This is a genomic window from Roseibium porphyridii (assembly GCF_026191725.2).
Taxonomy (GTDB): domain Bacteria; phylum Pseudomonadota; class Alphaproteobacteria; order Rhizobiales; family Stappiaceae; genus Roseibium; species Roseibium porphyridii.
The window spans coordinates 3,612,888-3,634,774 of sequence record NZ_CP120863.1 but is presented as its reverse complement, the minus strand read 5'-3'; the positions used below and the strand labels follow the sequence as shown (position 1 = coordinate 3,634,774).

Below are 21,887 nucleotides of genomic sequence, written 5' to 3'. Positions count from 1 at the left end.
AGAAAGCAGGATCAAGTAATCGGATATTGTGACAGCCGCATGGTCGGCTGGGGCACACCCGGAAAGGGCTAATTGAAAATGCGAAACAGATGCGCACGCGTACTGGCATCGACGTTGTTGCTCGCACTTGCCTCATGCGCAGTGGGGCCCGGTACGCCTCTGGTTGATGCGCTCAAGACTGATCCTGGGCCCCGGAATACCAATGTGCCGGCGCCGAAAGGCTATGGCCCAATAGTCAATACAGGTGAGCCAAGAGGATTGATCAATCCCGAAGATCGAAAGCAGACGGAAGCTTATCTGGAATCGCTCGCCGGCGAATGAGGCAGGACATCTGCGGTGAGGTCAATTCTTCAATCAAGGCAGCGTTTGATCTGAAAGGGAATTTTTCATCCGACCTTGCGTTTCAGGGTCTTTCGTATTTGGCGAAGTGCTGAATTTTCTCCGCGCGAAACAACCGACAATCTGAAAGACGGCATCGCAGCTTTTACCGCCGCAAAGGTACAATGCTTGGCCATATCCTTGGCATACATTTGAATTAAATCGGTTCAGTTTTTTAAGATGCGTTCTGCGGCTAAATTCCGTGCAAAAATTAGATGATTTGCGATGCAAAGACGGGTGCGTAATCTGATCCGGCCTGCTAAAAGACCCCCGCCGCGTCCGCGCCACGCCTCCCGCATTGGCGTCGACAGTCATGAAATCTCGCAAGGAACCGCGCCATGGAGGAATTCCACAAGATCAAACGGCTGCCGCCGTATGTGTTCGAACAAGTCAACCGTCTGAAAGCGAAGGCGCGTGGGGCAGGGGCGGACATCATTGATCTTGGCATGGGCAACCCGGATCTGGCGACACCGCAACACATCGTCGACAAGCTGACGGAAGTTGTACAAGACCCCCGGACGCATCGATATTCAGCCTCAAAGGGCATTAATGGGCTGCGGAAGGCGCAGGCTGCCTATTATGAACGCCGTTTTGGCGTGAAGCTCGATCCCGATACACAGGTAATCGCGACACTTGGATCCAAGGAAGGCTTTGCCAATATGGCCCAAGCCATTTCTGCTCCTGGCGATGTGATTCTAAGCCCCAATCCGAGCTACCCGATCCACACGTTCGGATTTCTGATGGCGGGCGCTTCGATCCGCAACATTCCAGCCGAACCGGGCCCTTCATTCTTTGAAGCACTTGAGAGAGCGGTCATTCACTCGGTTCCGAAGCCAATTGCGATCATCCTTTGCTATCCAGCCAATCCGACGGCATTTTGCGCCGATCTGGACTTCTACCGGGACGTGGTCGCATTCGCACGCAAGCACAACATCTTCATTCTTTCAGATCTGGCCTATTCGGAAATCTATTTTGGCGATACGCCGCCACCCTCGGTACTTCAGGTGCCCGGGGCAATGGATATCACTGTGGAATTCACCTCGCTGTCCAAGACATTTTCAATGCCCGGTTGGCGCATGGGGTTTGCAGTCGGCAATGAAAGGCTTGTCGGCGCGCTGGCGAGGGTAAAGTCCTACCTGGATTATGGTGCCTTCACTCCAATTCAGGTCGCCGCCGCTGCTGCCCTTAACGGTCCCGAAGACTGCATAAAGGAAACGCGCGAAACCTATAAGCGTCGGCGCGACGTGGTCGTGGAAAGCTTTGGCAGAGCTGGTTGGGATATTCCGGCTCCGGAAGCCAGCATGTTTTGCTGGGCACCGATTCCGGAAAGTTTCCGCTCGCTAGGGAGTCTGGAGTTCTCAAAGCTTTTGTTGGAGCGAGCAGAAGTCGCGGTTGCACCGGGAATCGGGTTTGGAGAACACGGCGATGACTATGTGCGCATCGGTCTGGTGGAAAACGAGCAGAGACTTCGCCAAGCCGCGAGAAATGTCCGCCGCTTCCTTGAAACCGCGGAGCAAAAGCTGCACAACGTCATCCCGCTCGATACCTCTGGTTAAACGGAACTGGATCCATTTCTCATATGGCTGAAACATTGAAAGTCGGCGTCGCTGGTCTGGGCACTGTGGGTGCATCCGTCTTGCGCCTCCTGGCAAAACACGGCGACCAGATTGCCCGTAGCACGGGGCGCTCGGTTTCCGTGACCGCTGTTAGCGCCCGCGATCGCAACAAGGATCGTGGTTTTGATGTTTCCGGATTCGAGTGGTTTACCGACCCCGTCGAAATGGCGGAAAAAGGCGATATCGATGTCTTTGTCGAACTGATTGGCGGAGACAGCGGGCCTGCAGAAGACAGCGTCAGAGCTGCGCTTGCACGTGGCATTCATGTTGTCACGGCCAACAAGGCCTTGCTGGCCCGGCACGGCGTTGCTCTTGCAGAGATCGCTGAAGCCAACGGTGCGTGCCTCAACTATGAAGCGGCCGTTGCCGGTGGAATTCCGATTGTAAAGACGTTGCGGGAATCGATGTCAGGCAATGGCATTAGCCGCGTTTATGGGATTTTGAACGGCACGTGCAATTATATCCTGACGCGGATGGAAGCAGAGGGCATCAGCTTTGAGGACTGCCTGTCTGATGCTCAGCGGCTGGGATACGCCGAAGCCGACCCGACTTTCGACATTGAAGGCAATGACACAGCGCATAAGCTCGTCATTCTGACCAGTCTTGCATTCGGTACCAGGATTGCCAGCGATGACATCTATCTGGAAGGCATCACGTCCATTACAACGGCAGATATTCAGGCCGCGGATGAATTGGGGTACCGCATCAAACTGCTTGGTGTGGCCCAGCAGACCGAGACCGGCATAGAGCAACGCGTGCACCCGACCATGGTTCCTAAAAACTCGGCCATTGCACAGGTCGATGGTGTTTTGAACGCCGTGGCGGTTGATGGCGATTTTGTCGGTGAAATCGTATTGGCAGGCCCGGGGGCAGGCGGCGATGCGACAGCGTCGGCCGTTGTCGCCGATGTTGCGGATGTGGCCCGGGGTGACCGGACGCCGGTGCTTGGCATGCTGGCTGTGGACCTCAAAGACTATCAGCGGGCGCGAATGCGTTTGCATGAAGGTGGGTACTACATTCGGCTCTCGGTCTATGATCGACCCGGAGCCTTCGCAGAAATCGCTCATTGCATGGGCAATGCCGGTATTTCTCTTGAATCGATCGTTCAGAAACGGCATGCCGGCAGCGAAGCGCCTGGAAAATACGATGAGGACGCGCCTCAACCTGTCATACTGATCACTTATGAAACCACAGAAGTTGCCATTAAGGAGGCTCTGGAGGTGATCATGTCGAAAGGGGTTGTTGCCGAGAAACCGCAAATGATCCGGATCGAAAACCTGAACTGATGTGTGTGTGCCCGCCCAGGTGTCTTGCGGGAAAAGAGACTGGAGATGTTGATGTCCGAATCTGAAAATCAGCCGGCAAGTGGACTTGACCGAATTCTGACGTTGGAACTGGCGCGTGTCAGTGAAAGAGCGGCCGTGTCGGCTGCACGTCTGCGTGGTCATGGCGATGAGATGGCGGCTGACCAGGCAGCGGTGGACGCAATGCGCCGGGAACTCAACAGGCTCCCGATCGATGGCACGGTAGTGATTGGCGAGGGCGAACGCGACGAAGCCCCGATGCTCTATATCGGTGAGAATGTCGGAACCAAACAGGGGCCAAAAGTTGATATCGCCCTGGATCCACTGGAAGGCACGACCATTTGCGCCAAAAACCTGCCGAATTCACTGGCCGTCATTGCCTTGGCGCCTGAAAATGATCTCCTTAATGCACCTGACAGCTATATGGACAAGATCGCCATCGGTCCCGGATATCCGAAGGGGCTGATCGATCTTGATGCGCCGATAGCAGAGAACTTGGCGGCAGTTGCGAAAGAAAAGGGCGTCAAGATAGAAGAGATCACGGCCTGTGTTCTAGACCGTCCGCGTCACGCCAGATTGATCGAGGAAATACGGGCCACTGGTGCTGCGATACGTCTTATTGGTGACGGCGATGTTGCTGGCGTCATTCATACAACGGATTCTGATGAAACCGGCATCGACATCTATACCGGGATCGGAGGAGCACCAGAAGGCGTTCTGGCAGCTGCTGCGCTTCGCTGTATTGGCGGTCAGATGCAGTCGCGGCTCGTCATCACGCGCGATGAACAGGTTGAGCGCGCGCACCGTATGGGTATTGAAGACATCAAGAAGAAATACACGCTGGAGGAAATGGCAGGGCCCGACGTCTTGTTTGCGGCGACCGGCGTTACTGACGGAAATTTCCTTCAAGGTGTACGCTTCGGTCGGAACCATATCACCACCCATACCGTGGTTATGCGCTCGTCCACAGGTACCGTTCGCTACATTAAGGCCCAGCACACGGATCTTGAAAAATTCCATTTGGATTAAGCCGGGACTGAATGATCGGGTTGACCGGAGATGAGGAACGGCGGCTTGTACTTGGGGTCGCCAAATCCGCAAATGACAATGCCTGGCGGGAACGGCTAAGTGCAGCCCAGGCACGGTCAGCTATGGCCATATCCCAGCTGCATGGATTGCCCGACGTTCTGGCAAGAGTGATGGCGGCGAGGGACGTGGTGCCGGCAGATGCGAACCAGTTTCTTGAGCCGTCGCTCAAATCGCTGATGCCTGACCCCTCGAAGCTGGTCGACCTGGACGCAGCCGTTGAAAGAGTTGCCGATGCGGTGACTTCTGGCAAAAAGATCGCGATTTTTGGCGACTATGATGTTGACGGCGCGACCTCGTCAGCCGTGTTTGCAAAATATCTGCAATGGCTCGGCCTCGAACCTGTCATCCATATTCCGGACCGGATTATCGAAGGCTATGGACCGAACGGGCCGGCCATTGAGGCATTGCACGCAGATGGGGCCGAACTGCTGGTCACGCTCGACTGTGGCAGCACATCGTTCGAAGCTTTTGAAACGGCAGAAAGTCTCGACCTCGATGTCGTTGTGATCGATCATCACCAAGTTGGTGAAACGTTGCCGACCGTATCAGCGCTGGTCAATCCCAATCGACAGGACGATCTTTCCAATCAGGGGCACCTTGCAGCTGTTGGCGTAACGTTTCTGTTTCTGGTCGGCCTGAATAGGGAATTGAGACAGCGCGGTGTCTTTCAGGGACGCAAAGAACCAGACCTCATGGCGCTGCTGGACCTTGTAGCGCTCGGCACCGTGTGTGACGTGGTGCCGCTCGTCGGCTTGAACCGTGCCTATGTCACACGTGGACTGGCTGTGATGCATCAAAGGCGCAACTACGGCCTGACCGCGCTGTCAGACACCGCACGTGTCAGCGGAAAACCTGCGCCATACCACTTGGGATTTTTGATCGGTCCACGCATTAATGCTGGTGGGCGCATTGGCGATGCCGCGCTTGGGGCGAGGTTGTTGACAACTGAAGATCCCATGGAAGCGCGTGCCATTGCCGAACGACTTGATCAGCTCAACACCGAACGCCAGGCTATGGAAGCGGCAATGTTGGAACAGGCCGGAGCTGAAGCTGTGCTGGCGTTAGAGGAACGCGACCCGGCGGTTCTTCTGACAGGTTCCGAAGACTGGCATCCTGGCATCGTTGGTCTGATTGCCTCTCGCCTGAAAGAAAGCCACCGCCGCCCGGCCTTCGCTGTTGCCTATGATGAGACAGGAAAAGGGACAGGCTCTGGCCGCTCGATACCCGGAGTTGATCTAGGCAAGACCGTCCGTAAGGCCGTAGAAGACGGGTTGCTTGAAAAGGGAGGCGGACACGCCATGGCCGCCGGATTGACGGTGCGCCGCGAGAAGGCGGCGGAGTTGGAGGCATTCTTCAATACTGAGTTGAAATCGGATGTCGAAGCGGCAACAGCCCATCGCAGTTTAAAGGTCGACGCAGCTTTGACGGCGACCGGCGCGACGCTCGATCTGCTAGAACTTCTCGAGCGGGCTGGGCCCTACGGCGCAGGACATTCAGAGCCCGTATTTGTGTTCCCGGCTCACAGGATTTCTTTCGCCGATGTTGTTGGCAATGGTCACGTGCGCGCTACGCTGGCTTCCGGTGACGGAACAGCTCTGAAAGCCATTTGTTTCAAGGCAGATGACAAGCCCCACGGTCGCATGTTGCTTGAAAATCGTGGCCGCAACCTGCATGTCGCCGGGTCACTCTCGATCGACACGTGGCAGGGTACTCCCAAGGTTCAACTTCGTATTCTGGACGTGGCGGACCCGCAGAGAACCCGCGTTTGATTTATTTTTCCTGAAGCGCCAGGCGAACTCCCAACGAGACGAATATCAATCCGACGACCTTGTTCTGCCATTTCACAACTGCTGGATTCTTTCTCAGGTAGTCTCCAAGTGCACCTGCGCTAACAGCAAAAACGACTGTGCTGATCAGGCCAAGTGCAACGAAGATCAAACCGAGAATGATCAGTTGGAGAAAGACCATTCCGTTTTCGGGTTGCACGAACTGAGGCAGAAACGAGAGGAAAAACAATGCTGTTTTCGGATTGAGCAGCTCAGCGTAGACAGCTTGTTTGAATGCAGTGCCAGGCGTAACGGGAGGAATTTTGATGCCAGCTAGGTTGCTGGACTGCGCCAGGAGCGCTTTAACGCCCAAATAGATCAAGTAGGCGGCACCAAGATATTTGATCACGTTGAATAGAACCGCAGATGTCGCAATGATCGCCGAAAGGCCAAGAACCGCCAAAAGTGTATGAATCACATCTCCGACGGCTATTCCGGCACCGGTCGCAATTCCGGCCTTTGCACCTGAACTTGTTGCGCGCGTAACCGTAAGCAGTGTTGCAGGTCCCGGTATGAAAACAAATCCCAGAACGATGATCACATACGTTAGCAATACAGTTGGTTCAATCATGCGTGTTTGTCCCTGCGAGTGATGTTTGGATCCTATCAGGTCTTATTGTATTCACCACCTCCCGCGGAAAGGTCGTATTAACCAAGCTCTAACGCCGCTGCTTTATGTTGGATCACACGAAGGAATCGTGAGGATCAGGCATGCGCGCTCAGAATGAGCTTTCGCCGTATTTTGCGGAAATTGACCAGCGAACGACACGCGCCCTGAAAGGGATCCGCGAAGTGCGAAAATCAGCCAAACTCACAGAGCTGCCGGGGGAGCCCAAAGGGGCCATGATAGGGACTGGCTTCCTTGTTTTTCTCGCAGCTTTCGTTGGATTGTTTATAGACTGAAACCAACACCTCATTTTTCTGTCTTGATACAATAGCGCCTGGATTACTAAGTAAGGTTTTCGGTAGTCATCTTTCAGGGTGCCATGACACATCTTTCTATCGCGCTGTGGTCTTTCAATCTGAGTCGGGCACCAAGGTCTGTTGAAGAATTCGCTTCAATGATCGAAGAAGGCGTGGCGCGCGCAGCGAATGCCGGCGCTGGTATTCTGATGATGCCTGAATATGTCATTGAATGCTGTCTTGCCTTCAAACCTGACGGGCTGGAGCCTAGAGGGGAATTGGCATTTCTTGCGTCGGTTGGAAGGGAGTTGCTGCCTTACTTGTCGGCACTTGCCAAGAAACATAACCTTTCGCTTCTTGCCGGAACCATGCCAGTCGCGACACCATCCGGGCTGACAAACACTGCATTCCTGCTATCGCCCGATGGAAAGGTGCAACATCAGGACAAATTGAGCCTGACGCCTTTTGAGCAAAGCCCGGACACCTGGCAATTGGTTCCAGGCAGCGAACTCAAGATTTTTGAGCTTAGTGGCATAAAGATTGCGGTCCTGATCTGTTTGGACATTGAAATGCCGGCACTGAGCTGCCTGCTTGCAAAGCACAATCCAGATCTGGTCCTGGTTCCTTCCATGACTGAAAAGCTGTCCGGCTATCACCGTGTCTTTGGGTGCGCCAGGGCGAGAGCGGTGGAACTTATGTGCGCGATCGCGGTGTGCGGTACTGTTGGTCGTTCAGATGGGACCACGCAAAACGAAACCAATGTCTCCGGCGCTGCTCTCTACTTGCCGTGTGAAGAAGAATTTGGATTTACGGGCATAGGTGCCGAAACACCGGCCACCGACGGCATGGATAAAAGCGAGCCGTTCCTGATCGTAGATGCACCGTTAGAGCAGCTGCGCAACCTGAGGTCCGGACAGGCTGAAGTGTGGCCAGGAAATTGGACTGCAGATCATGTAAAAACAACAACCTGACAAAGAAGTGCAGGCAAATCTTATCCCCCGGAACACGCGCACCAAGTGCACTTTTGTCTGGACGGACGCAGCGGAAATCTCTATATAGCGCGCAATCAAGAGATTAGGTGTGGAGATGGCGGACGCCAAAGCAATTTCGACTCAGGATTCGTCCTGGTTGCAGGGTCTGGCAGGTTTGTTTTTCAAACCAGCCCGTCTGCAGATTGCTGCGCTGTGCGTCCGACCGGGAGAAAGTGAACCTGAAATCCTGTTGGTGTCCACAAGAGATACTGGGCGCATGATCTTGCCCAAGGGTTGGCCGGAAACCGACAAATCCGCCAGTGAAACCGCGAGCATTGAAGCTTATGAAGAAGCGGGTGTCATGGGTTCGGCTGAAACAAGACCGCTGGGAAGTTTTCGCTCGTTCAAAGGCTTGGCGAGCGGTTTGAAAATCCGCACCAAAGTGTTGGTTTTCAAAGTGCGATTCGAAAAACAGCTTCAGGATTTTCCTGAAATCGGACAAAGAAAATGTGTCTGGTCCCCGGTTTCCGAAGCCATGAAACTCGCCGATGAAGCCTCACTGCGGCGTTTTCTGCGTCGTCACAGGTCCGAAATTACCTGAACCTAACATTAGACAAACTGTTTCAGGTTTAGCTCCAGTTTGGTCTGAAAATGCGGGTCATTGATAATACGGCAGAAGACCCGCCAATCAAAAATCGTCGCCGTTGCTCGCGCTATTTGCGCACATCGGCGCATCAGGATTACGCTAGTTGCTGACACGCAAGGATGCCAGACAGAAAGCACTCGACAAGGATCTCGACAGATTGGGATTCGTCGGAGATGCGGCTGAAGCCATGGGGCGCCGGCTAAGTGGTCCAGGGCTGGCAATTGTCTTCGTGGCTCTCTGCGCTGCCGTAGCCGGTACACAAGTCATTTCCGCAACATATTCCGATGTCTTCATTCTTGTCGCCGCCAGCGCAATTGGCGGCTACATGGCCTTGAACATCGGTGCGAATGACGTTGCTAACAATGTCGGTCCAGCCGTCGGTGCGCGTGTCGTCAGCTTGACGGGCGCACTGATCATTGCTGCGATTTGTGAAAGTGCAGGGGCCTTGCTTGCGGGCAACGAAGTCATGTCGACGGTTTCAAGCGAGATACTCAGTCCGAACGATGTCGCGGACAACCTCGATTTTATGAAGGCAATGTTGACTGCGATGGCCGCCGCTGCGTTGTGGATCAATTTTGCGACGTTAATCGGAGCGCCGGTTTCAACGACGCATTCGATTATCGGAGGCATTGTTGGCGCAGGTATTGCGGCAAGTGGATTTTCGGCGATCAACTGGACCACGGTTTCGACGATTGCGGTTACCTGGATATTCTCACCGGTGCTTGGGGGACTGATTGGCGCCGGACTGATGGCATTCATCAACGCACGAGTGGTTTATTCCAAGGATCGTATAGAAGCGGCCAGGTTTTGGTTGCCGATGCTGTTGGGAGCTATGGGAGCGACCTTTTGCGCCTATCTGGTGCTGAAAGTGTCTGGCCGCTTGTTTGATTTGCCTGTGTGGCTCACGATCATTCTACCAATTTCCACCGGCTTGCTTGTCTGGCGCATCTACAAGGCCGTTGTCTTTTCTCAAACGGCGAGCAAGGAGGCATACGCCCACAGCGGGGCAAGCGCTCTCAAAGGGCTTTTTGCGATTCCACTGATGGTAACCGCTGCACTCTTGTCCTTTGCTCATGGCGCCAATGATGTTGCAAATGCAATCGGTCCGCTTGCGGCGATCGTTCTTAGCCAATCAAATGAGTTTACCGATTTAAGCTTCTGGTTCATGGGAACATTGAACCCCGTGATCCCGATATGGGTGAGTGCAGTCGGTGCGTTCGGTATCTCGGCGGGACTGCTTCTTTTTGGGCGAAGGCTAGTTACTGTCGTCGGCAAAAAGATCACAAAACTCAGCCCGATCAGGGCCTTTTGCGTAACCTTGGCAACCGCAGCAACTGTGTTGGCGGCGTCCGCATTCGGCCTGCCGGTGTCTTCCACTCATATTGCCGTTGGTGCTGTGTTCGGCGTCGGGTTTTACCGAGAATGGTACCGAAACCGCTATGTTGCCGATGACGGCATCATGAAACCGCGAAATCAGCTTCAGAATAGGGAAGAGCGTCAGCGACGCCTTCTGGTTCGTCGGGCGAATCTGATGACGATTGTTGCGGCCTGGACCGTGACGGTACCGGCGGCCGCAATGTTGGCAGCAGCTCTTTTTGGATTTCTGAAACTGATCATATCTTGATGATCTGGCTGGGCTGTCATTCCGAAGGGGTCTCAAGACCTTTTGACAGGTGAGCTGCGGGCTCCAGCGTGAGATTGGCCCAAACGGGCAAGTGGTCGGATGCGACACGGGCTGTCTTGGATTTGTGAACACCTGCTTGCGTAACGGTGAATTCCGGGCTCGTGATAATCCGATCCAGGCTACCGACGGGCATTGGGCTAGGAAAGCTTCTTCCAGGTGTTGTCACTTCGTAGTGTTTCTCGAACAACTTGATACTTCCGGCGGTGTCACGCCATTCGTTCAGGTCACCGATCAGCACCGTGGGCAAGTAGTCCAAGTGCTCGTGCAGTTGATGCATGAGCGAGGTAATCTGTTTCTTTCGGAAATGCCCGACAAGACTGAGATGCATTGCTGCGATCCGAATCTTTTTGTCAGCCACCATCAGGTCGGCAGTGACAGCACCTCGAGGTTCAAGTTTCGGCAGGTCGATCCTTTGATAGCTTAAGACACTTATATCCTTGCGAACGAGGATCGCGTTTCCATGCCAGCCGAGGCTCTTCTCGCTGGTCCCAAATGGAACAGGGCGATAGTCGGTTTCCGCTACTATGCTGTTCCTGTCCAGGGTGCTCTCTCTTGGTCCGAAACGTTTGTCGGCTTCCTGAAGCGCTAGAATATCGCAGTCCAGTTCTCGGATAACTTTGAGTGTCCGGTCCGGTCTTCGCCGCGCATCCACGCCAATTGCTTTTTGAATGTTGTAGGAACCGATTTTCAACATCTCAGCAATTGGCTGGGTTTTGTTCTCTTTTGCAAGTGCTTAGGCAGGGAAATCAGTAAAATAGGCTTGTTCTCGCGAGCGGACCCGCGATTACAGAGAGCTCATAGCAAGAAACGTATTCAGGCTGCACTCAACTCGGAAGCCGATTGCACTAGCAGTCCGGACACATAGTCCATGAATGATACCCAGGCCTCGACGACAAACGCTTCTTCACCAGTGCGCCATACCATCACCGGAGACTTGTGAAAAATCGTCCTGGACACCGTTCCGACAGGAAATTCTTCGATCGAAAAATCAATGAAGATCCCCGTGTTCAACAACCATGCAGCCTTTTGTCCGCTCACGATTATTGCCTCGGAGCGTTCAGAAACATCGACGAGCGAGTGTGGTTGAGCTCCGAGTTGTTCGTCGAAGTCGGAGAAGACGGACTGAGAAGTACTTTCCGGTGCAAGTAGTGTCCATTCATCCGGGCCCATCCAAAGGGCGGCGCGTTTGTGAGCGGTCGCGGAACTCAATGGCTCGACCGGAAGGTCAACGCCAAAGGCGGATCCGGCGGCCTTTTGCGACGCTTCGCGCAAACGCAGCGACAATCGGGTAAGCGGAACCACCTTAAGAATTGAAACCTCATTTGTGCTCAGCAGGGGAGCTTCTCCGGCGTCCGGCGTGATGAGGTCGCTTGCCATGAGGTCAGACATTGAGCCGTGCTCCTTCCTTGTCATAGAACACCGGTCCGGTGACTTCTACCGGTATGCTGCCATCTGGCATGGGCACATAGAGGGTTTTGCCTTCGAGCGAATGGCCATTTTTTACGATCGCAAGTGCAATGCTTCTGTCGAGCGCAGGACTGAAATAGGAGGAGGTTACGTGGCCCTCGGCTGGTGTCCCGATTGCCGGGTTCTCGGCCGTCGTAATTTGAGCCCCTTCTTCCAACTGGACTTTGGGGTCCTTGGTCAACAGGCCGACAAACTGCTTGCGGTTGTCTGCAACAAGGTCTGGTCTATCCAGTCCGCGCTTGCCGACGAAGTCTGCTTTCTTCTTGCCTATTGCCCAGCTCATTCCGGCATCTTGTGGTGTCACGGTACCGTCTGTGTCCTGGCCGACGATGATGTACCCCTTTTCTGCACGAAGAACGTGCATGCTTTCGGTTCCGTATGCCGTGCCGCCAAACTTCTCGATTTCCTTGGCCAGCGTTTCCCACATCATTTTGCCATGGCGTCGAGAGACGTTGATTTCAAAGCCGAGTTCTCCGGTGAACGAGATGCGGAACAAACGACAAGGAACACCGCAGAATGTCGCCTCTTTAACGCTCATATGAGGCAGGGCGTCTGCAGAAAGGTCCACACCTTCAACAAAAGGCGCCAGGACGTCGCGCGCCTTTGGTCCCTGAACTGCTGCAACAGCGTATTGCTCAGTGGTGGAGGTGATCCAAACATCCAGTTCCGGCCACTCGGTCTGCAGATAATCCTCCATTGTGGCAAACACGCTTGGCGCGCCGCCTGTCGTGGTGGTGACGTGAAAACGATCTTCCGCCAGGCGACCGATGACACCGTCATCTGTTATGAAACCGGCATCATTCAACAACAGACCATAGCGACAACGCCCCGGCGCTAGTTTTTTCCAAGGGTTGGTGTACATCCGCTCTAGGAACTCGGCGGCATCCGGGCCGACCACTTCAATTTTGCCGAGCGTTGAGGCATCAAAGAGGCCAACGCTTTCGCGAACCGTTTTGCATTCACGCGCGACGGCTGCGTGCATGTCTTCTCCGTTCTTTGGGAAGTACCAGGTGCGTTTCCACTGGCCGACATCTTCAAAAACGCCGCCATTCTCAACAACCCAATCGTGTGAGGGGGTCTTGCGCACCGGATCGAAAAAGTCACCGCGGGCAACGCCCGCAAAAAGGCCGAACGTCGTCGGTGTGTACGGAAGGCGGAATGTTGTCAAACCAACATCCGTCACTGGCCTGTCCAGCGAATCTGATGCAATTTGCAACGCATTCATGTTGGACAACCGACCTTGGTCGGTCGCCATACCGGTTGTCGTGTAGCGTTTGATGTGTTCGATGGACTGCATGCCTTCGCGCACGGCCAGCTTGACGTCCTTTGCCGTGACGTCGTTCTGATAGTCGACAAACGCTTTGACACGAGAAGCATTTCGATCGTGTGGCAGTGCTCCGAGTGTTCCGCCGGATCCGGCTTCCCCACCGGTAGCTGCCGCATGAGCGACCTTCTTGGATTTCCCGATGGCAGCCTTGGCAGCGTCTTCTCCGGCTGCATATCCGTCTTCAAGCGCCGCCTGCAGACCATAAAGTCCCTTGCTCGCTCCTGCCGAGCGCTCTCGTTGAACTGAAGCCCCGGGAACGTAAGCTCCCTTGTCTGCGTCCCAGACCACCTTGCCGCGAGATTGGGAGTAGAGACTGACGGTTGGTGTCCAGCCGCCGGACATCAGCAATGCGTCACAGGAAATCTGTCCGCCGGAGGCGACATTTCCAGACGTCATCATGCGTCCGAGCAATGCAGCCTTGATGCGCTTACGGCCAAGCGTGCCGGTTACCATGCATCCTGCCTCGACACGAATTCCGCGCGCTTTGGCAATCGCCATTAGGTTTTCTGGCGGAGTTTCCCGCAAGTCCACGATCCCGGCAACTTCAACGCCATGGTCGGCGAGATCAAACGCTGCTTGCCAGGCGGTATCGCAAGCCGCAGCGACCAGAACCTTGTGTCCGACCTTAACACCATATCGGTTCAGGTAGGTCCGCCCGGCTTCCGCGAGCATGATGCCTGGTCGATCATTTTCGGGAAAGATCATCGGACGTTCGATAGCGCCTGAGGCAATCACCACTTCCTTGGCACGTACCTGCCAGAGGCGCTCGCGTGGCAACTTGGGATCGGGATCGGGCAGGTGCTCCGTCACGCGTTCTGCGAGGGCGATATAGTTATGGGCGAAGTAGCCGAAAGCCGTCGTGCGCGGAAGCAGAGTGACATTGTCCATCTGTCCAAGCTTGGCAATTGTTTCTGCAATCCATTCCGACGGGTCTTTCCCGTCGATGCTAGCACTGACTTCGCTGAGCAACGAGCCGCCAAATTCAGATTGTTCGTCGCAGAGGATGACCTTTGCGCCAGTCTCTGAAGCTGCAAGAGCTGCGGCAAGACCGGCAGGACCAGATCCAGCAATCAAGACATCGCAATGGGCGTAAATATTGCCATAGGTGTCCTGGTCGGGTGTCTTGGGTGGCTTTCCAAGACCGGCGGCAGCGCGGATGACCGGCTCATAGACGCGATCCCAGAAGGCTTTCGGCCACATGAAAGTCTTGTAGTAGAAACCCGCCGGGAAAAGTGGCGATAGCAGGTCGTTTACAGCTCCGACGTCAAAGCCGAGTGAAGGAAACCGGTTCTGAGAGATGGCCTCCAGACCCTGATAGAGTTCTACCTGTGTTGCTCGCAGGTTCGGCGTCTGATCACCGTGCCGATAAATGCCGACCAATGCATTCGGTTCTTCTGATCCAGACGTCACGATGCCGCGCGGTCGATGGTACTTGAAGGAGCGGCCAACCAGATGCACGCCGTTGGCAAGAAGGGCCGAAGCCAGGGTGTCGCCCTGGTGCCCCTGCATTTCCTCACCGTCAAAGGTGAAGGTCAATTGTTCGGTCCGGTTGATCCGGCCGCCTTTTTCCGTACGGAAGGGCTGGCTCATTTGCCGGCCTCCTTGGCAAGAGCCTCAAGGTCCGGCATTGGTTCGCCTGCCTTGTAGAACGTCAGAAAATTGTCGCTGACCGTATCTCGCACGGCGTTGAAAAAGCGACCGCACCCGTGAATGTGCCGCCAACGTTCGGCATAGATGCCTTTGGTATTGGAGCGCATGTATAGGTAGTTGACCAAGTCCTCGTCACTGGTTTGCGAAGGGTCGGACGGACGGGCAATATGGGCCTCTCCGCGACAGGAAAACTCTGTCTCCGGGCGTTCCACTTTGCAATAGGGGCAATAAACCAGCAGCATTTCGAAAAATTCCTTAGTGCGCCACGGCGGCTGCTGCCGCCTCGTCAATCAGGCGACCGGTACGGAAACGGTCGATCGTGAAAGCCGCGTTGATCTTGTGCGGCTCATCTTTGGCGATGGTGTGCGCAAACACGTGTCCAGAGCCAGGCGTCGCCTTGAAGCCACCTGTACCCCAACCGCAGTTCACATAAAGCCCGGGGACGGGTGTTTTGGACAAAATGGGAGACCGGTCTGGTGTGACATCGACAATACCGCCCCAGTTCCGCAGCATGCGCATACGTCTGAAATGCGGGAAAAGTTCGCAGATCGCGTCAATCGTATGATTGCTGATGTGGATACCACCCGTTTGCGAATAGGAAATGAACTGATCGGTTCCGGCGCCGATCACAAGCTCACCCTTGTCCGATTGCGATATATAGGCATGGATGGTGTTGGACATGACAACACAGGGGAAGGCCGGCTTTACCGGTTCGGAGACCAGGGCCTGAAGCGGATAGGATTCCAACGGAAGTCGAACGCCAGCCATTTCCATGACAACCGAAGTGTGACCTGCCGCGACAACACCAACTTTCCTGGCCTTGATGAAGCCTTTTGCTGTTTCCACGCCCTCAATCGCGCCGCTCTGGTCACGTCGAATGCCGGTTACTGCACAGTTCTGAATGATGTCGACACCAAGTGCGTCCGCACCGCGTGCATAACCCCAGGCAACGGCATCGTGACGCGCGGTGCCGCCGACGCGCTGAAGCGCAGCGCCCATTACCGGATAACGGATGTTTTTTGAAATATTGAGCGGTGGGCAGTATTCCTTGGCTTCTTCAGGTGACAGCCATTCATTTTGCACTCCGGCCAACCGGTTTGCATGAATGTGTCTTTGAGAGACCTGCACATCGTGAACCGTGTGTGCCAGCATCATGACGCCGCGCGCTGAATACATCACATTGTAGTTCAACTCCTGCGACAAGCCCTGCCAAAGGTCGATTGCGTGGTTATAGAGACCAGCGCTTTCTTCCCACAAATAGTTGGAACGCACGATCGTGGTGTTGCGACCGGTGTTTCCGCCACCCAGCCATCCTTTCTCGACAACAGCGATGTTGCGGACACCGTGCTCCTTGGCCAGGTAGTAGGCGGTCGCCAGGCCATGTCCACCAGCCCCGACGATGACGACGTCATATTCGGCTTTGGGTTCCGGACTGCGCCACTGTCGGCCCCAGTTCTGATGCGCGGAAAAGGCGTTTTTTGCCAGTTCCAGGAAGGAATAACGCTTCATCAATCAGCGGCTCCGCACGTTGCGGCCGACACGCCTATTCAGGCAGATACCAGCCCATTGTTTCAAACGCTTAAGGGTCGCACAGCCTAAATTGGCTCGACCCACCCCTTGACGGGCATATTCGCGATTGCGTTCCAACTTGCGTATAAGGTTTCGGTCGCACGCTTGTCAGAAAGCGACATAGGTGTCGCATGCCTTGAGAGCAATTGCGAGCGGCGAGCAAAAACCAACAAAATTCTTGTCTCAAAGGCCACTTGTGCGTCCCCCGCGCAAATCGAAATTAAAACGGTTGATGCGCAATCGAAACATCCGGTGCCGCATCGGTCCTTGCAATTGGGGCCTTGGAAGGTAACTCTCGCTTCAAAGAATTGCAGTAAGGGAGTGCCATTCATGGAAGTTCGCGCAGCAGTCGCCGTTGGGGCCGGTAAACCACTTGAAGTCACAACCGTGAATCTGGAGGGGCCGCGCGCCTTTGAGGTGTTGGTCGAAGTCAAGGCCACCGGTATTTGCCACACGGATGAATTCACGTTGTCAGGCGCGGACCCGGAAGGCTTGTTTCCCGCCATTTTGGGCCATGAAGGGGCAGGTGTCGTTGTCGAGGTCGGACCTGGCGTGACCACTTTGAAACCGGGTGACCATGTGATCCCGCTTTATACGCCTGAATGCCGGACGTGCGAATACTGCCTCAATCCGAAAACCAACCTTTGTCAGGCCATTCGATCCACGCAGGGGCAAGGCCTGATGCCCGATGGTTCCTCTCGTTTCAAGACGCTCGATGGCGACCCCATCCTTCACTACATGGGCACGTCAACGTTCGCCAATTACACGGTTGTTCCTGAGATCGCGCTGGCGAAAATCCGGCCTGACGCACCGTTCGACAAGGTTTGTTACATCGGCTGCGGTGTTACGACCGGTATCGGCGCGGTCATCAACACGGCAAAGGTGGAAATCGGGTCACGAGCAATTGTGTTCGGCCTGGGCGGTATCGGTCTCAATGTTATTCAGGGCCTTCGTCTTGCCGGCGCCGACCAGATTGTCGGTGTTGATCTGAACCCTGAGAAGAAGGAAATGGCGGAACGATTCGGAATGACCGATTTTGTCAATCCGAGCGAGGTTGAGGAAGATCTTGTTCCATATCTCGTCAACCTCACTAAGGGAGGTGCCGACTACACATTTGATGCGACTGGAAACGTTCAAGTCATGAGAACGGCACTGGAAGCAGCCCACAAGGGCTGGGGAGAGAGCATCATCATCGGAGTGGCTCCTGCGGGAGCCGAGATAGCAACCCGTCCGTTCCAACTGGTCACGGGCCGGGTTTGGAAGGGGACCGCGTTCGGTGGTGCTCGTGGGCGCACCGATGTTCCCAAAATCGTTGATTGGTACATGGACGGAAAAATCGAAATCGATCCAATGATTACGCACACGATGCCGCTTGACGATATCAACAAAGGCTTTGACCTGATGCATGCAGGCGAATCCATTCGGTCAGTCGTAGTTTACTAATCAAAGAGAGATCGGAAGCAGGTGCCGATGAAAGGTGTCGCCTGAGATAAAGAGCATCCAAAAGATGCAAAACTTGTCTCTTAAATAAGCGGAACTGCTTCCGCCTCGAAAATGGTGTGACCGTTCCCTTCGATCTGGCGGAGGGAACAAGTGTGGATTTGAGTGTTTTGATGAAAACCATCTCTGAAAACAAATCATATGGCGGTGTGCAGGGCGTTTACAGCCACACGTCCCAAGCGTGTTCTTGCGACATGACATTTGCTGTCTACATGCCACCCCAAGCCGAAAAAGGACCTGTTCCTTGTCTTTGGTATCTCTCTGGCCTTACCTGTACGCATGAAAATGCAATGACCAAGGCTGGTCTGCAGGCGCACGCCGCTGAGTTTGGACTGGCAATCGTATTTCCTGACACCAGCCCCCGTGGTGACGATGTTGCAAACGACGATGCTTACGATTTGGGGCAAGGCGCAGGCTTTTATGTAAACGCCGGCGAAACTCCCTGGAGCCCGCATTTTCAGATGGAAAAATATGTGGCCAGTGAGCTACGGGATCTGGTTACCGAGCAATTCGGGATTTCTGTACACCATGGAATTACCGGGCATTCCATGGGCGGGCACGGGGCTCTCACTTTGGCAATGAAATACCCAGGCCACTTCCAGTCTCTTTCAGCGTTCGCACCGATTGCAAATCCGACCCGATCTGACTGGGGTCGTAAGCAACTTAGCGCCTATCTTGGTTCCGATGAGAGCCTCTGGGCTGCGCATGACGCAACCTTGCTGCTCAAAGACAGGGGTTGGAACGGGGATGTTCTGATCGATCAAGGTGGGGAAGATCAGTTCTTCGATCTTTTGAAACCGGATGCGTTGGTGAATGCGTTGGTCGAAACCAAAACGGCACACCAGTACCGCCTTCAGGCCGGATACGATCACTCCTATTATTTTGTGTCCACATTCGCGCGGGATCATGTGGCTTGGCATGCCGAGAGACTGACGAGTTAGGTCAAGTTGCTGTTTTTGTGTCTTTCTGCATTCCCTTTTGAAAGCTTTTGCGCAAATGGTGCTTGTTCAAAGGACTTCGGCAGCCTGAGTTCTCCCAGCATGTACCATTCTTCGATGTTTTCCAGCACAATGGGTTCGAAAATGTCGTTGAGAGCATTGACTGTGCCCCGAATGTCGTAGGCTTTTTCAGTTCCGGTCCGTTCGATGGCTGGCAATATGACCAATTTGAAGCGGGCTGGGCCTAGCCTTTTCAGGTAGGTTGGCACAATTGTTCCACCGCAGGAGTTGGCGATTTTTATCGCAACAACCGCATTGCCCTTTTCGGGCGGCTTGCGACCAAAAAGGGGCAGGTGAACCTGCTTCTCGCGCACCTCGTCGATGAAGATAGTCATGGAGAAAAGCCCGCTTCCCATCAGTCGGTGCAGGCGGTATGCGCTTCGTTGACCTGGCGGAAACAGGTATTGATTGCGCTCCTTGCGGATTGCGTGAACAATTCTGTTTTTGAAGCGGTTGGGTTCGGGTTGAAATGGTCCGATGCTTGGCCCGGACAGACCTTCATGGATTGCAACAAAAAGGGCCTCCCAGGTCGAAAGATGCACCGATGTGAAGATCAATGGCCCACCAAGAGCACGGGCGTCTTCAAGGTTTTCAGAGCCTTCAACTCGAATGCGAGAATGTTTCCATAACTTATTGACAATACTGAATTCAGAGATCGTTCGACCGATATTGATCCACCAGCGTTCCAGCCCAAGCTGTCGTTGTCTTTCATTGGACCATCGGCCTTTGGTCAGGGCCGTGAAATTCTGTGAAATACGTTTAGGGAATACTTTGTTTCGGTAGGCCCATCGAGACAATGGAACGAGCGACTGCCCAAAGCGAGAAACAAATCCCGGCGGACAATTCTTGAGACATGCGTGAAAAGCACTGTTGAGACATCCATCAAAAGTATGGCGGAACCAGTAGAGCCTTGCGCTGGCCCGCAAATCCTCTCTGTCGGACGCGACGTCACCAAATCGTGGTGCTTCCGGTTCCTCGCCAAGCGTTTCCGAAAATGGAATGTCTTCGAGCCGCGCGGGCTTCTTCATGATGATCGCGGATGCAGTGTCATGGGCAAATTTTCACCCGGGCGAAGCGTCAATCGTGCAACGGGTTGAACGTCGATCCCATCTTTAAGGCTCAAAGAAAAGTTTTGAGCCAAAATCGCGAGGCTCAAGATTGCTTCAGTCATCCCGAACTGAAGGCCCGCGCAGATCCTTGGTCCAATGCTGAAGGGTACATAGCCGTATTTGTTCGGCTTCTTGGCCTTTGGATCAATGAACCGGTCTGGATCAAATACATCCGGTTTTGACCAGAGCACTGGGCTCCGATGCATAAGCCAGGGAACCACCATGACCAGGGAGCCCTTGGGAATAGGCTTGCTGCCAATGGTCGTGTCGGCCATCGCTTCCCGAGCAAGAATTGGAACTGGCGGATAAAGGCGCAGCGTCTCTTCAATCACAGCCTTGGTATAAGGAAGGCTTGAGACATCCTGAAATGTCGGAGTGCGGCCTGCAAGAACGGTATCGAGTTCCTTGTGCAGCTTGTCTTGCACGGAATGGCATTGGGACAACAGATACCATGCCCAAGCCAACGTGTTCGCCGTTGTCTCGTGTCCTGCCATGAAAATCACAGCAGCTTCACTTCGGATGGCATCCCGACTAAGCGGTTTTCCATCGTCATCGCGCGCTTCCAATAGACCGCCGATGACGGAAGCTTCTCCCTTTTCCTTCAAAGCCTCGTAGCTATCAATGATTTCGTCCAACACGGACATGATGCGCGCAATCGGTTTCTTAATCGCCCGTCCGCGCCTCCGCGGAAGCCATTCGGGTAGACCGAACAAAGAGAAGAGGTCAATTTGATCGATGTGTCGCTGATAGTCTGAAAATCCCTGAACAACTTCAGCGGCATAGCTCTTGCCAAGTTGCCGTCCGAAAATTGTTCTGCAAATGATTTCAGCGGTGAGATGCGCCATGTCGGCGAGAGCATCGACTTGTGCTCCTGCGCCAGCTTTTTTCCATTCGTCGGATTTTTCCGTGATTGTGTCGATCATGATCGGAGCGAAACCTTTGACACGGGATCCGTGAATGATCGGTGCCACGATTTTCCGACGCTTCTTCCAGGTCTCGGTGTCACTGATAAAGAGACCATCACCGAGAAGGGGTTCCAAAGCATGCCGCATTTGAGGGCTCTTGCGCTGCAACACTTCGTGATTGCTCTGGAAAGCCTCCCTGACGACATCGGGCCTGTTGCAAATGACCAGCTCTTTTGTGAATACCCTTTTGCTGCGTAGCCTGCTTTGAAAGTCTTCAACACCCCAGATCGAGAGGAAATTCCGCTTGGCCATGCCAATAAGCTTCCAGACCGGCGGCATTTTTTCGTAGCGAAACGGATAAGGCGGAACAAAGTCTTCGGCCTGCGTTGCCTTTTTGGAAGGCTCGGCCTTGTGTTGAGCAGTCAATTGAGCAGTAGCGGTCACAAAACAGTCCCGGTTTCAGTCATCTAATGTGCAATAACTTAACTTGAGGCTTTTAATCAGTTGGGCTGAACACGTAAAGCGCTGAGCGCCAGCACAAGCCAGCCTAAGATAACCGACATGCCGCCGATTGGCGCTGCCATGTGAAACAGTCGTTCTTCCACGAAAACGCGCAAAACAAGGTCTCCGCAGAACAACGAAAGACCGATTGCCATGAGCACCACTGCGACGGGCACCAGAGGAGCCCGCCTGATCTGCGTCAATATGCCGGCACCTAGAATGACGGGAGCGTGCGCAAGAAGCATCTGGGCAGCTGTCTGCAGAAGGCTGGACTTTGCCGGCATGGAAACGGCGTCGGCGTGTGCGGCCAAGGCCAGACACGCCACGCCCAGGCTGCCAGCCAGACCACTGAAAATCAGACATAGACGCAACATAAACTTGGTTGGGACCCCATCCCGGAAAAGTGACCGCTCCCTCATGGCGTCAGATGCCGAATTGAATTCA

General features: G+C 54.4%; 19 protein-coding genes. 10 read left to right on the top strand and 9 right to left on the bottom strand.

Annotated features, from left to right (window positions below; genetic code table 11):
• Positions 1-78: 78 nt before the first annotated feature.
• The 5 genes from K1718_RS16875 to recJ all read left to right on the top strand — a co-directional run bounded on the left by K1718_RS16875 (position 79) and on the right by recJ (position 6,156).
• The gene (locus K1718_RS16875) at positions 79-321 is read left to right on the top strand and encodes a hypothetical protein (RefSeq protein ID WP_265681472.1); all 243 of its coding nucleotides are present in this window, start codon (positions 79-81) and stop codon (positions 319-321) included.
• A gap of 395 nt (positions 322-716) precedes the next feature.
• Positions 717-1,934 carry an LL-diaminopimelate aminotransferase gene (locus K1718_RS16870; RefSeq protein WP_152502062.1) on the top strand — a complete coding sequence of 406 codons (1,218 nt, stop codon included), beginning with the start codon at positions 717-719 and terminating at the stop codon, positions 1,932-1,934.
• A 23-nt stretch (positions 1,935-1,957) separates the two neighbouring features.
• Positions 1,958-3,280 (top strand): homoserine dehydrogenase, encoded by a 1,323-nt coding sequence (locus tag K1718_RS16865; RefSeq protein ID WP_265681473.1) that lies wholly within the window; start codon positions 1,958-1,960, stop codon positions 3,278-3,280.
• Positions 3,281-3,331: 51 nt separating this feature from the next.
• Entirely contained in the window at positions 3,332-4,327 is a 996-nt protein-coding gene (glpX, locus tag K1718_RS16860) for a class II fructose-bisphosphatase (RefSeq protein ID WP_265681474.1), read from the top strand.
• Between the two features lie 11 nt (positions 4,328-4,338).
• Positions 4,339-6,156, top strand: a complete 1,818-nt coding sequence (gene recJ, locus K1718_RS16855) for a single-stranded-DNA-specific exonuclease RecJ (protein ID WP_265681475.1) — start codon at positions 4,339-4,341, stop codon at positions 6,154-6,156.
• 1 nt (position 6,157) lies between these two features.
• Here the strand turns inward: recJ and K1718_RS16850 are convergent, their stop codons facing one another.
• A complete protein-coding gene (locus K1718_RS16850; protein ID WP_265681476.1) occupies positions 6,158-6,784 on the bottom strand; it encodes a LysE family translocator in 627 nt (208 codons plus the stop codon).
• A gap of 415 nt (positions 6,785-7,199) precedes the next feature.
• On the opposite strand from K1718_RS16850, the gene K1718_RS16845 reads away from it, so the two are divergent.
• The 3 genes from K1718_RS16845 (at position 7,200) to K1718_RS16835 (ending at position 10,357) form a co-directional block, all read left to right on the top strand.
• Positions 7,200-8,087: a nitrilase-related carbon-nitrogen hydrolase gene (locus K1718_RS16845; RefSeq protein WP_265681477.1), complete on the top strand. Its 888-nt coding sequence runs from the start codon at positions 7,200-7,202 to the stop codon at positions 8,085-8,087.
• 115 nt (positions 8,088-8,202) lie between these two features.
• On the top strand, positions 8,203-8,688 hold the full coding sequence (locus K1718_RS16840) for an NUDIX hydrolase (protein ID WP_152502055.1): 486 nt from the start codon (positions 8,203-8,205) through the stop codon (positions 8,686-8,688).
• Between the two features lie 148 nt (positions 8,689-8,836).
• Positions 8,837-10,357 (top strand): inorganic phosphate transporter, encoded by a 1,521-nt coding sequence (locus K1718_RS16835; protein ID WP_335343004.1) that lies wholly within the window; start codon positions 8,837-8,839, stop codon positions 10,355-10,357.
• A 16-nt stretch (positions 10,358-10,373) separates the two neighbouring features.
• On the opposite strand, the gene K1718_RS16830 is transcribed toward K1718_RS16835, so the two are convergent.
• The 5 genes from K1718_RS16830 to K1718_RS16810 form a co-directional block, all read right to left on the bottom strand.
• Complete coding sequence (locus K1718_RS16830) at positions 10,374-11,111, bottom strand: endonuclease/exonuclease/phosphatase family protein (protein WP_152502054.1); 738 nt, start codon at positions 11,109-11,111, stop codon at positions 10,374-10,376.
• 119 nt (positions 11,112-11,230) lie between these two features.
• Complete coding sequence (locus tag K1718_RS16825) at positions 11,231-11,806, bottom strand: sarcosine oxidase subunit gamma (protein ID WP_152502053.1); 576 nt, start codon at positions 11,804-11,806, stop codon at positions 11,231-11,233.
• The gene (locus K1718_RS16820; protein ID WP_265681478.1) at positions 11,799-14,801 is read right to left on the bottom strand and encodes a sarcosine oxidase subunit alpha family protein; all 3,003 of its coding nucleotides are present in this window, start codon (positions 14,799-14,801) and stop codon (positions 11,799-11,801) included. Before K1718_RS16820 ends, K1718_RS16825 begins: the two co-directional genes overlap by 8 nt.
• A complete protein-coding gene (locus K1718_RS16815) occupies positions 14,798-15,103 on the bottom strand; it encodes a sarcosine oxidase subunit delta (protein ID WP_265681479.1) in 306 nt (101 codons plus the stop codon). The genes K1718_RS16820 and K1718_RS16815 overlap by 4 nt, the downstream gene beginning before the upstream one ends.
• 13 nt (positions 15,104-15,116) lie before the next feature.
• Positions 15,117-16,370 carry a sarcosine oxidase subunit beta family protein gene (locus tag K1718_RS16810; protein ID WP_152502050.1) on the bottom strand — a complete coding sequence of 418 codons (1,254 nt, stop codon included), beginning with the start codon at positions 16,368-16,370 and terminating at the stop codon, positions 15,117-15,119.
• 390 nt (positions 16,371-16,760) lie between these two features.
• On the opposite strand from K1718_RS16810, the gene K1718_RS16805 reads away from it, so the two are divergent.
• Positions 16,761-17,873 carry an S-(hydroxymethyl)glutathione dehydrogenase/class III alcohol dehydrogenase gene (locus K1718_RS16805; RefSeq protein ID WP_152502049.1) on the top strand — a complete coding sequence of 371 codons (1,113 nt, stop codon included), beginning with the start codon at positions 16,761-16,763 and terminating at the stop codon, positions 17,871-17,873.
• A gap of 170 nt (positions 17,874-18,043) precedes the next feature.
• Positions 18,044-18,871 carry an S-formylglutathione hydrolase gene (fghA, locus tag K1718_RS16800; protein ID WP_152502048.1) on the top strand — a complete coding sequence of 276 codons (828 nt, stop codon included), beginning with the start codon at positions 18,044-18,046 and terminating at the stop codon, positions 18,869-18,871.
• Here fghA and K1718_RS16795 read toward each other — a convergent pair.
• Genes K1718_RS16795 through K1718_RS16785 form a run of 3 tightly spaced genes read right to left on the bottom strand, consistent with a single transcriptional unit; the run spans position 18,868 to position 21,817 of the window.
• Positions 18,868-19,956, bottom strand: a complete 1,089-nt coding sequence (locus K1718_RS16795; RefSeq protein WP_152502047.1) for a lysophospholipid acyltransferase family protein — start codon at positions 19,954-19,956, stop codon at positions 18,868-18,870. The two genes, fghA and K1718_RS16795, sit on opposite strands and share 4 nt — an antisense overlap.
• Positions 19,953-21,386, bottom strand: a complete 1,434-nt coding sequence (locus tag K1718_RS16790) for a cytochrome P450 (protein ID WP_265681480.1) — start codon at positions 21,384-21,386, stop codon at positions 19,953-19,955. The genes K1718_RS16795 and K1718_RS16790 overlap by 4 nt, the downstream gene beginning before the upstream one ends.
• 56 nt (positions 21,387-21,442) lie before the next feature.
• Positions 21,443-21,817, bottom strand: coding sequence for a DUF423 domain-containing protein (locus K1718_RS16785; RefSeq protein ID WP_209006599.1), 375 nt, complete (start codon positions 21,815-21,817; stop codon positions 21,443-21,445).
• Between the last annotated feature and the right edge of the window lie 70 nt (positions 21,818-21,887).

Excerpts from the sequence above, each read along its gene's own strand:
- K1718_RS16875 (WP_265681472.1), top strand. The coding sequence starts at position 79 with ATGCGAAACAGATGCGCACGCGTACTGGCATCGACGTTGTTGCTCGCA.
- K1718_RS16870 (WP_152502062.1), top strand. The coding sequence starts at position 717 with ATGGAGGAATTCCACAAGATCAAACGGCTGCCGCCGTATGTGTTCGAA.
- K1718_RS16865 (WP_265681473.1), top strand. The coding sequence starts at position 1,958 with ATGGCTGAAACATTGAAAGTCGGCGTCGCTGGTCTGGGCACTGTGGGT.
- glpX (WP_265681474.1), top strand. The coding sequence starts at position 3,332 with ATGTCCGAATCTGAAAATCAGCCGGCAAGTGGACTTGACCGAATTCTG.
- recJ (WP_265681475.1), top strand. The coding sequence starts at position 4,339 with ATGATCGGGTTGACCGGAGATGAGGAACGGCGGCTTGTACTTGGGGTC.
- K1718_RS16850 (WP_265681476.1), bottom strand. The coding sequence starts at position 6,784 with ATGATTGAACCAACTGTATTGCTAACGTATGTGATCATCGTTCTGGGA.
- K1718_RS16845 (WP_265681477.1), top strand. The coding sequence starts at position 7,200 with ATGACACATCTTTCTATCGCGCTGTGGTCTTTCAATCTGAGTCGGGCA.
- K1718_RS16840 (WP_152502055.1), top strand. The coding sequence starts at position 8,203 with ATGGCGGACGCCAAAGCAATTTCGACTCAGGATTCGTCCTGGTTGCAG.
- K1718_RS16830 (WP_152502054.1), bottom strand. The coding sequence starts at position 11,111 with ATGTTGAAAATCGGTTCCTACAACATTCAAAAAGCAATTGGCGTGGAT.
- K1718_RS16825 (WP_152502053.1), bottom strand. The coding sequence starts at position 11,806 with ATGTCTGACCTCATGGCAAGCGACCTCATCACGCCGGACGCCGGAGAA.
- K1718_RS16820 (WP_265681478.1), bottom strand. The coding sequence starts at position 14,801 with ATGAGCCAGCCCTTCCGTACGGAAAAAGGCGGCCGGATCAACCGGACC.
- K1718_RS16815 (WP_265681479.1), bottom strand. The coding sequence starts at position 15,103 with ATGCTGCTGGTTTATTGCCCCTATTGCAAAGTGGAACGCCCGGAGACA.
- K1718_RS16810 (WP_152502050.1), bottom strand. The coding sequence starts at position 16,370 with ATGAAGCGTTATTCCTTCCTGGAACTGGCAAAAAACGCCTTTTCCGCG.
- K1718_RS16805 (WP_152502049.1), top strand. The coding sequence starts at position 16,761 with ATGGAAGTTCGCGCAGCAGTCGCCGTTGGGGCCGGTAAACCACTTGAA.
- fghA (WP_152502048.1), top strand. The coding sequence starts at position 18,044 with ATGAAAACCATCTCTGAAAACAAATCATATGGCGGTGTGCAGGGCGTT.
- K1718_RS16795 (WP_152502047.1), bottom strand. The coding sequence starts at position 19,956 with ATGAAGAAGCCCGCGCGGCTCGAAGACATTCCATTTTCGGAAACGCTT.
- K1718_RS16785 (WP_209006599.1), bottom strand. The coding sequence starts at position 21,817 with ATGTTGCGTCTATGTCTGATTTTCAGTGGTCTGGCTGGCAGCCTGGGC.